This window comes from Microcystis sp. M44BS1 (assembly GCF_020244875.1).
In the GTDB taxonomy this organism is placed as follows: domain Bacteria; phylum Cyanobacteriota; class Cyanobacteriia; order Cyanobacteriales; family Microcystaceae; genus Microcystis; species Microcystis panniformis.
On the sequence record NZ_JADBVM010000176.1, the window covers coordinates 1 to 5,327 of the forward strand.

The following is a 5,327-nucleotide window of genomic DNA, read 5'->3' on the forward strand; positions in this document are numbered from 1 at the left end:
ATTTCCCCATTTCCCCATTTCCCCATTTCCCCATTTCCCCATTTCCCCATTTCCCCATTTCCCCATTTCCCCATTTCCCCATTTCCCCATTCCCCCATTTCCCCATTTCCCCATTTCCCCATTCCCCCATTTCCCCATTTCCCCTTCCCTACTTTAATTGGTTTAATAATTGTTGTGTCACCACATCGGGGTGCTGCGCTTCCATGATGGCCCGGACTACAGCTACCTGTTGCGCTCCTGCCTCTAAAACCTCTTTAATGTTATTACTATCAATACCACCGATCGCAAACCAGGGTAAAGGGCAATTTTCCCGCGCATAACGGACGTATTCCAATCCTGCGGGGGTTTTTCCTGCTTTGGTGGGGGTGGCATAAACCGGCCCGACTCCCACATAATCGGCCTTTTCTTGGATTGCTTTGGCCATCTCTTGGGGATTAGTGGTGGACCGACCGATAATTGCCGTCGGGCCGAGAAATTGCCGCGCTAGGGAAATCGGTAGATCCTGTTGGCCGAGATGAACACCATCAGCATGAATGGCCTGAGCAATATCGACGCGATCGTTCATAATAAATAAAGCATCATAACGGTGGCATAACTCACACAGTTTAGCGGCCTCTTCTAAACGAATGGTATCAGCGGCGGTTTTATGGCGGTACTGCACCAATTTTAAACCTCCTTTTAGGGCTAATTCAACGATTTCTAGCAGATTTTCGGCGGGAGAAGTGACTAGATAGAGGGGAGATGCTTTTAGTCTTTCCAGCGGTGGAGAGATTAATAGTTTACTCTCTAGCTGATAAACCCGATAGCGCAGCTGTTTACAGGCTATCCCTAGCTCCAGATCATAGAGTTTACCGTATTCTTCTAAAACCCGAAAAGCCTCCTGTACGCGAGCCAGATTGGCCTGCAGCAGTCCCTCGACAGTCTCCCGGATTTCTTCCCTGGGATGGCTTAAATTTGTGCCGATATCGCCGGCCGTGTCCCGATGTCGTTTAAGATCGATCGAGTGCCAACCAGCTAATTGATGGCGCATTTCTTTACATTCTTGGGCTAAATCGGGATTATCTAAGCCAAAACGACACCATTCTTCGATAATTCGCAGTCCTTCTCTGGCGCGGTCAAGGTTAGCATCAAGAATCCGTTTAATCGCCGTGGTTTCTAGTTTCATTTGCCGTCAATCTGGGGTTATTATAGCTGTCAGCCAATTTGATCCCCCTCAATCCAGCTTGGAAAAGGGAACTTTCCGGGTTTTCCCCCTTTTTTTAAGGGAGGCAAGGGGTAGGATTGATTCATGAATCAACCCTACCTTGAATCAACCCTAGGGCAAGGGGGGATCATATTGTCTTTATCATCTAAAATATTACATTCCTAGCCGTTGTTCGGGGAACAGTAGAGTCAGCATCAGACAGGCAACAAAGAGGGAGGAGAAACCTACGGCAAGGGTAATTTTAACCCACATAGACATTCTTAAGCGCCCCTAGGTGTTCTAGTAATTGCTGATGATCTGGGTGATGTAGCGAGTACAGATGATTGTAACAGATGGTGACAAGGGATTGGATATCCTCGACTAAATCCTCAGCTGCAATGGATTCCTGGGGTTGATTGAGGATAATGACTTGGATTTTGAAGAGACTGCACAAACCGAAAATAAAATCATGACAAAAGCGACTGACACTTTCCGCATGGGTTAAAACTAGAGATTTCACCTCACCGTGACAAATCATCTTCACTAGACGCATAAAATTAGGGTGATTGTGGCTGACTCCGTCGCCGATATCGGTGAGAATTTCAAAGGGTTGACCCTGCTGATGGCAAAATTCTTCTAACGCTTTTATCTGGGTGTCTAATTGTGGTTTTTGTTCAGGTCGATTAACACGAGCATAGCCAATAATCAATGGGGTTGCTTGACCAGATTGTAAGAGATCTTCTGGTCGAAATCGGCGATGACCGCCGCGGGTACGAATTGAGGAAATTTTACCCTGTTGTTCCCAGCGCCGGAGGGTTTTAATGCTAACTCCGAGTAAATCGGAAGCTTCTCGAATAGTGATGAGAGTATTCATAGTATATAAGCTGTTAAGTATTTAAATTGCTTGTTGAGATGAGGAAAGAGGCACTCATGCAAGAGGCAACAGTAAAGGGATTGGGTTAGATTCGGCTAATCTAAGAATAAGGTGTTTAAATGCGTCTTAACTTAACCCGGTTTTAATTAAAGAAATTTCTCGAGAGAGAATCGTCCAACTTTAGACAGTCAGTTGTCCACTTTTATACTGCCATTGCCCTACGCTGGTAACTATAGATGATTTGGGAAAATTAGTCATACCTCTTTAGATAGAGATATTAGACGGGATTTTTGGTCTTTCTAAAACCTGAGTTTGTCTGGGGGTTTTGGGGTGACATTTTTGTGGGAGCAAAAGGAAGTTACCTCGTTAGGGAGTTGATTGCCATCGAACTCCAGTTTTGACTGTCAAAACTGTTAAGTTTTATACATTGTACCTCTCTTGATTAAGTTTTGTAACGAATTGAGAGATTTTTTTTTGAACTAAGTAGGGAGGCACAATTATTTGTAGGATGGGTTAGCGGTAGCGTAACCCATGCGGGCGTTGGGTTTCATGCTTCAACCCAACCTACGTTCATCTTATATTTAATTCCACCCACCTACTTAGAGCCTGTTTATTTGTCCAACTTTCACCAAAAAGCTTGGGTATATTTGTCAACTTTTGGGTAGTTATGTTCGGGGAAAACTGCTATAAATTTGACAAAAAATAGCTAAATATTGCCGAAAAAAAGTTTTCTAAAACACAGGGTAAGCGAAGCGCATCTTAACAACCGTTAACAAAATGAACTTGATTTATGTGAGTTGCTTACCCAGAGAGTGATTCAGGCATATTTGACGAGAATTTGCCATCTCAATTGTTAAGCAAAAATCGACCAAATGTTAAGAATTCCTAACTGTTTTGATTGACTGGTATCACTTGAAATGCCCACACAGCAAGCGGATGACAAAATTAGTCAATAGTCAATAGCGTTTGAGATGGGCTCACCCTGTTCTAAAACACTTGTTTTTTTTGAAAAGTTTCGCTATAGTTGTGTCAAGTCAAACAAAAAGTTATCAGCGAGCTTAACGCTTGCTTAACTTCTTTTTGTGGCTATAGTACACACAATTAACGCTGGATAATTCAGTTATGATGACAACCAACAAATTAACCAAAACTTTTGCTTCTGGCTCCCTAGCCATCGGGGTTCTCGCTGGCGCGGTGCTTACCGCTACCAGTGCCAGTGCCGCGACCTTAACTTGGACGGAATGGACGAGCGGAAATGCTCTTGTTCAGGGGGACAAAAAAATTACGTACGTATCGGGTGACATTGGGGCCGAGGGTGTGGATAAAGTTGCGCTGACCGAGATGGGTGGTCATTATTATTTCCGATACGATGCTATGAACGGTCTCGTTGATGTCAATAAGGGTCCCGGGGGGTCTTTCACATATACAATCGAGGTCATTGGCTCCCCCGATTATATTGTCGGGGTTGACCTGGATTCAGACGTATCATCCAACTACGGGACTGTAACCGAGACATTTGCTGAGATACCTGAGACCTTAGTTTCACTTAACGGCTCACCGGTCCCTCCTAGCGGTTTCATCCCTATCGCCCCCAAGAAACTGTTGACCGTCACAAATACCCTAAATAATACTGGTGGCCCCACTGAAGGTCTATTCAGCCTCCAAAATTCTTTCCATCAATCCGTTCCCGAACCGGGTACTATCCTCGGACTGTTGGCAGTGGGTGGTTTAGGATTGGTTTCCCGCTTCAAGAAACAAAAATAACAGTTACCAATGTCTCGTACACATTGATAACTGTAACGTTGAACAAGAATAGCTAAAGGTTAGATGCCCTGTTTGGTTTTCTAGCTTTTAGCTTTTTCTTTAAGCGTTGATTCTAACACAGCCCGGCACATAATTTTTGTTTTTAATCAACGGGTTGTTAGAGGGTTTTGGGGTTTTGGGGTGATCAGGGGGAAAATTCAGGGACTTTTTCCCTGAAAATAGGTAAAACCCTACACCCCACCTGCCCCCCCGATGTCGGGGGGGTTGGGGGGGCCACACCCTGCCCCCACGAAAAACTTTTTGCCGCAAACCCTATATAATTAAGCTTTGGGTAATTTGTCCCACCATATTTCTTGACCGCAAAAAACTGATGTCCTCTTTGCTCTCCGCTATTCCCCTCGACGCGATCGCTTATAATCCCCAGGGTTTAGTACCGGCGATCGCTCAAGACTATCTTGATGCTACAGTGTTAATGATGGCCTGGATGAATCGGGAATCTCTCGAAAAAACCCTCACCACTGGGGAAGCATGGTATTGGAGTCGTTCTCGTCAAGAATTGTGGCACAAGGGTGCTACCTCGGGCCATATCCAAAAAGTGCGTCAAATTCGCTACGATTGCGATAGTGATGCTATCTTGCTGACTATTGAGCAAATCGGTGATATCGCCTGTCATACTGGCGAAAGAAGCTGTTTTCACCAAGTAAATTCGCAAAAATCACCGCCAGCGGCCGACACCCTCTCGGAATTGTTTAAGGTAATTTGCGATCGCAGAGACGCTCCTCATCCGGAATCCTACACCTGTAAACTTTTGGCCGGAGGAGATAACAAAATTCTCAAGAAAATCGGCGAAGAATCGGCAGAAGTGGTCATGGCCTGCAAAGATAATGATGGCGATGCTATTGCTGCAGAAGTGGCCGATCTTTTTTATCATACCCTCGTCGCTCTCGCCTATCATCAAGTCCCCCTGCGAGATGTCTATAAAAAATTGCAGGATCGGCGCCGGTAATCAGTTATCAGTTATCAGTAATCAGTTATCAGTTATCAGATTTGAGTTTTAAGTGGGTGGGTGGAATTAAATATAAGATGAACGTAGGTTGGGTTGAAGCATGAAACCCAACGCCCGATTATGTTACGCTACCGCTAACCCATCCTACAAATAATTGTGCCTCCCTACTTAGGGTTTGCTGAATAAGTACGGGCGAAGCATTCGGATAGAAAATCTACGTTTTCACCGATAGGTTATTGCCCGAATGCTTCGCCCCTACTTTTTGCCGCAGACCACTAGGTAGGGTTTGCGGCAAAAAGTTTGTTGGTGGGGTTAGGAGTCGGTCGTCAGTAGCCGGTCGTCGGTCGTTTCAGGCTTTGGGTGGTGATTCGGTAGTAGTGATGGCGGCTTAATCCTTTGCTTTGCTGTGCATTGTAGTCATGGATAAAATACCAAAGGGTTCCCCAACGTGATTCTCCATTTTTTTAGAGAAAGATAGACTCTCTCTCACCAGCCGAGAA

The 5,327-nt window shown here is 45.0% G+C and carries 4 protein-coding genes; 2 read left to right on the forward strand and 2 right to left on the reverse strand.

The genetic code is table 11. The annotated features are described in order from the left end of the window. Nucleotides 1-148: 148 nt before the first annotated feature. Nucleotides 149-1,165: a thiamine phosphate synthase gene (locus IM515_RS14205; protein ID WP_287628786.1), complete on the reverse strand. Its 1,017-nt coding sequence runs from the start codon at nt 1,163-1,165 to the stop codon at nt 149-151. Nucleotides 1,166-1,445: 280 nt separating this feature from the next. Continuing rightward, complete coding sequence (locus tag IM515_RS14210; RefSeq protein WP_287628784.1) at nt 1,446-2,057, reverse strand: IS607 family transposase; 612 nt, start codon at nt 2,055-2,057, stop codon at nt 1,446-1,448. Nucleotides 2,058-3,179: 1,122 nt separating this feature from the next. Here IM515_RS14210 and IM515_RS14215 point away from each other — a divergent pair. Both IM515_RS14215 and hisIE read left to right on the forward strand, forming a co-directional pair. After that, the gene (locus tag IM515_RS14215; RefSeq protein WP_287628782.1) at nt 3,180-3,821 is read left to right on the forward strand and encodes a PEP-CTERM sorting domain-containing protein; all 642 of its coding nucleotides are present in this window, start codon (nt 3,180-3,182) and stop codon (nt 3,819-3,821) included. Between the two features lie 370 nt (nt 3,822-4,191). Continuing rightward, the gene (hisIE, locus tag IM515_RS14220; RefSeq protein WP_002772755.1) at nt 4,192-4,827 is read left to right on the forward strand and encodes a bifunctional phosphoribosyl-AMP cyclohydrolase/phosphoribosyl-ATP diphosphatase HisIE; all 636 of its coding nucleotides are present in this window, start codon (nt 4,192-4,194) and stop codon (nt 4,825-4,827) included. Nucleotides 4,828-5,327: the final 500 nt, after the last annotated feature.

Bases quoted from the DNA above. Each gene is read 5' to 3' on its own strand.
- IM515_RS14215 (WP_287628782.1), top strand. From the start codon at position 3,180: ATGATGACAACCAACAAATTAACCAAAACTTTTGCTTCTGGCTCCCTA.
- IM515_RS14210 (WP_287628784.1), bottom strand. From the start codon at position 2,057: ATGAATACTCTCATCACTATTCGAGAAGCTTCCGATTTACTCGGAGTT.
- IM515_RS14205 (WP_287628786.1), bottom strand. From the start codon at position 1,165: ATGAAACTAGAAACCACGGCGATTAAACGGATTCTTGATGCTAACCTT.
- hisIE (WP_002772755.1), top strand. From the start codon at position 4,192: ATGTCCTCTTTGCTCTCCGCTATTCCCCTCGACGCGATCGCTTATAAT.